Here is a 4,048-nt window from a genome sequence, read left to right as displayed (position 1 = left end):
TGCCACCGACCTGTTCGACGAAAGCACCATCGCCCGTTGGGGCCAGCACCTGCTGCACCTGCTCGACGCCCTGCTCGACGATGCGACGCAACCGCTGACGACCCTGCCGTTGCTGGACAATGCCCAGCGCCGGCAACTGCTCGGCGGTTTCAACCAGACCCATGCCCCCTTCCCCGAGGGCAGGCTGGTGCATGAGTGGTTCGAACAGCATGCCCAGGCCCAACCACAGGCCATCGCGGTCCAGGCCGAGGGCACCCGACTCAGCTACGCCGAACTCAATGCCCGGGCCAACCGTATCGCCCACCGCTTGATCGCCGCCGGCCTGCGCCCGGATGAGCGTGTGGCGCTGCTGGTGGAACGCAGCCCCGAGATGATCATTGGCATCCTGGCCATCCTCAAGGCCGGCGGTGCCTATGTGCCGCTGGACCCGAATTATCCGCAGGATCGCTTGCAGCACATGCTCAGCGACAGCTCGCCTCGGGTCCTGCTCAGCCAGGGTCTGCTGGCTGAACAACTGCCACCATTGCAGATTACGCAGCTGTTGCTGGACGACACGAGCGAAGGCGATGATCACAACCCACGGGTCGAAGGCTTGACCTCCCGGCACCTGGCCTACGTCATGTACACCTCCGGCTCCACAGGCAAACCGAAAGGGGTGATGCTCGAACACCGCTCGGTGTGCAACCAGATCGGTGCCCTGCAAGAGCGCTATGGCCTCAACCCTCGTGATCGCATCCTGCAATTCGCCACCATGACGTTCGACATGTCGGTGGAGGAGATTTTTGGTGCATTGCTCTCCGGCGCCACCCTGGTACTGCGCAGCGATGCCTGGATTGCCGGCACCGCGGCCTTCGCCTCGCTGTGCGAACACCATGGGATCAGCGTTGCGAACCTGCCAACGGTGTTCTGGCAACAGGTCAGCCGCGACCAACATGTGCCGCTGCCGACTTCGTTGCGCCAGTTCATGATCGGTGGCGAAGCGGTGGGCAAACAGGCCGTGAGCCAATGGTTCGCCCGCGCCGGCCATCGCCCGGCGCTGTTCAACGCCTACGGCCCGACCGAGGCCACCGTGAATGCCTCGATCCGCCTGATGGAAAGCGACCACGACGATTTCCGCTCCATCGGCAAACCGGTGCGCAACGCCCAACTGCATGTCCTCGATGCCAACGGCAACCTCGTCCCGCTCGGGGTCGCCGGCGAGATCCACATTGGCGGCGTCGGGGTCGCGCGCGGTTACCTCAACCGCCAGGCGTTGACGGCCGAGCGCTTCATCGGCGACCCGTTCAGCACCGACCCGGATGCGCGCCTGTACAAGACCGGCGACCTCGGCCGCTGGTTGGCAGACGGCACCCTGCAGTATCTGGGACGCAACGACGACCAGGTGAAAATCCGCGGTTTCCGTGTAGAACTGGGCGAGATCGAAGCCGTCCTCGCGGGCTGTGCCGGTGTACGTGAAGCGGTGGTGGTGGCCCAGGAAAGCCAACCCGGCCAATCGGACAGCAAGCGGCTGATCGCTTACCTGTGCGGTGAACCGGTGCCGGTGGAGCACTTGCGCAGCGTCTTGCTGGCGGCTCTGCCCGAATACATGGTGCCCAGCGCCTTCGTTCAACTCGAGGCCCTGCCACTGACGCCCAACGGCAAGCTCGACCGCCGCGCCCTGCCCGCACCGGGCCAGGAAGCGTTCGCCAGCCGAGCCTACGAGGCCCCACGGGGCGAGATCGAACAGATCGTCGCGACGGTCTGGCAAGACCTGCTGGGCATCGAGAAAGTCGGCCGCCATGACCGCTTCTTCGAACTCGGCGGGCATTCGCTGCTGGCCGTGAGCCTGATCGATCGCCTGCGCCAGCATGGCCTGAGCGCCACGGTGCGCACCGTGTTCACCGCACCCAGCCTGCGGGAAATGGCCCAGGCCCTGAGTCGCAGCGATGAAGCCTTGTTCCTGGCCCCGGCCAATCGTATCCCGGCCGATTGCACGGCACTGACACCAGACATGTTGCCCCTGGTGGAACTGACTCCGGCGCAGTTGGAACGAATCGTCAGCGCTGTACCTGGCGGTGCCGCGAACATCCAGGACATCTACCCCCTGGCCCCCTTGCAACAGGGCATCCTGTTCCATCATCTGCTGGGGCACGAAGGCGACGCCTATCTGGTGCGCTCGATGATCGAGTTCGACGATCGCCAGCGCCTCGATGCCTTCATCGCCGCCCTGCAACAGGTGATCGACCGCCACGACATCCTGCGCAGTGCCGTGCATTGGGTAGGACAGCCGCAAGCGGTCCAAGTGGTGCAGCGCCAGGCCGGGCTGCCGATCCATCCCATCACCCTGGCGGCCGATGAGGATCCACGCGTCCAACTGGAGCGCTTGAGCGATCCGCGCCACCTGCGCCTGGATTTGCAACAGGCCCCCTTGATGCGCGCCTGCATCGCCCAGGACCCGCAGTCCGAACGCTGGTGGCTGGCCCTGCTGGACCACCACATGATCAGCGACCACGTGTCCCTGGGCATCGTCCTCGAAGAAATCCAGCTGTTGATGCAAGGCCAGGGCGCCAATCTGCCGACGCCCATGCCTTATCGGGAGTTTGTCGCCCAGGTACTCGCCACGCCGCCCCAGGCCCATGAAGCCTATTTCACCCGACGCCTGGCCAGCATCGAGGAGCCCACCGCTCCGTTCGGTGTGCTGGATGTCCAGGGCGACGGTGCCCAGGTGGTGGAGACCAGCGTGCGCCTCGACCGGGCCCTGAACCTGCGGATCCGCGCTCAATCGCGCCTGGCCGGGGTGACGCCGGCCGTGCTGTTTCATATTGCCTGGGCCCAGGTGCTCGCGCGCTGCACCGGCCGCGACGACGTGGTGTTCGGCAGCGTGGTCGCCGGACGCCTGCAAGGTTCACTGGGCGCCGATCGAGCCCTTGGGGTGTTCATCAACACCTTGCCGGTCCGGGTGCAACTGGCCGGGTTCAGCGCCAGTGCGCTGGTGGACGAAACCTATCGCGACCTCAGCGAACTGCTCGCCCACGAACAGGCCTCCCTGGCCCTGGCCCAACGTTGCAGCGGTGTTGGCGCGGGCCTGCCGCTGTTCACCACGCTGCTCAACTACCGCCACCAGACCGACGGCGGCTCGCTGGCCAACGAAGACCAGGTCCTGGCCTGGGACGGCGTGCGGTTCCTGAGCAACGAAGCGCGCACCAACTACCCGATCGAAGTGGCCGTGGCGGATGAAGGGGACGACTTCTCCGTGACCGCCCAATCCATCACCGGCATCGACCCGCAACGCATCGCCGCCTACCTCGCCCAGGCAGTGGCCGCGCTGGTCGAAGCCCTTGAACTAGCCCCCGAGCGCCTCGCCAGCGATCTGGACGTGCTCCCCGACACCGAGCGGCAATTGCTGCTGGCGGACTTCAACCACACCGCCACGGATTTCGGCACAGCGCAACCGATCCAGCACCTGTTCGAAGCACAGGTCCAGGCCAACCCCGACGCCGTGGCCCTGGTCTGCGAAAACCAACAACTGACCTACCGCCAGCTCAACCGTCGCGCCAACCACCTGGCTCGGCAGTTGCTCGAACTGGGCGTCGAACCCGATCAGCGCGTAGCAATCTGTGCCGAACGCAGCCTGGACATGATCGTCGGCCTGTTGGGCGTGCTCAAGGCTGGCGCGGCCTACGTGCCCATCGATCCGGCCCATCCGGCCGAGCGCATGGCGTTCATGCTGCAGGACAGTCAGCCTCGGGCACTGTTGACCCAATCGGCGCTCACCTTGCCGTCCGGCGAGCTGCCGCGGTTCTTGCTCGACACGAGCGATTCGCTGCGATCGGCGAATGACGCTGCTTTTGATGCCAACCCGCAAGTGCCCGGCCTGACGCCCGAGCACCTGGCCTATGTGATCTACACCTCCGGCTCCACCGGCCAGTCCAAGGGCGTGATGGTCGAGCACCGCTCGGTGTTCAACTTCTGGCAAGTGCTGACCCGCACCACCCACCAGCATTGCCCAAGACCAGCCACCGTGGCCCTGAATGCCGGGTTCTTCTTCGACATGTCGATCAAGGGCATT

The 4,048-nt window shown here is 65.5% G+C and carries 1 protein-coding gene; it reads left to right on the top strand.

The genetic code is table 11. The features are described 5' to 3' along the window. Positions 1-4,048 (top strand): non-ribosomal peptide synthetase (locus J4E53_RS30045; RefSeq protein ID WP_207268277.1); only part of this gene is annotated, 4,048 nt, incomplete at both ends.

Origin of the sequence: Pseudomonas sp. FW305-28, from assembly GCF_017351395.1 — a bacterium.
Lineage (GTDB): Bacteria > Pseudomonadota > Gammaproteobacteria > Pseudomonadales > Pseudomonadaceae > Aquipseudomonas > Aquipseudomonas fluorescens_AA.
The sequence above is the reverse complement of the archived record's forward strand: the minus strand, read 5'-3'. Positions and strand labels throughout refer to the sequence as shown.